Consider the following 391-nt stretch of genomic DNA (forward strand, 5'->3'; position numbering starts at 1 on the left):
GGGCTTGCGTCGAGATTGACCCCGCCGTTCGCGGTGCCGCCATTGTCCTGCACCTGGAAGGTGAAGCTCGCATAGCCATTGCCACTCGCATTGGCGGCAGGGGTGAACACCAGTTGCGGCAGGCTCGCGACAGGAATCGACTGGCCGGCGGTGAGTGCCACGCCATTCAGCGTCAGGCTGCCCGCACTGGGCAAGGTCGTGATGACCACCGCCGCAAAGCTGTTGCCCTCGGCATCGCTGAACCCGAAGTCCGCCGTCGTCAGCGTGCGCGGCATGTCCTCAAGAATCGTCAGCGTCGCATCGGTGCCCGAGGGCGCATCATTGACGGGCGTGACGTTGAAGGTGAGCGTGTTGGGGCTTGCGTCGAGATTGACCCCGCCGTTCGCGGTGC

General features: G+C 65.2%; 1 protein-coding gene. It reads right to left on the reverse strand.

Going from position 1 to position 391, the window contains the following annotated elements; genetic code table 11:
- The coding region (locus AX672_RS18855; protein ID WP_202189278.1) for a cadherin-like domain-containing protein at positions 1-391 on the reverse strand (391 nt) is incomplete at both ends.

Source organism: Sphingomonas sp. CCH10-B3, from assembly GCF_001556185.1.
In the GTDB taxonomy this organism is placed as follows: Bacteria; Pseudomonadota; Alphaproteobacteria; order Sphingomonadales; family Sphingomonadaceae; genus Sphingomonas; species Sphingomonas aquatica.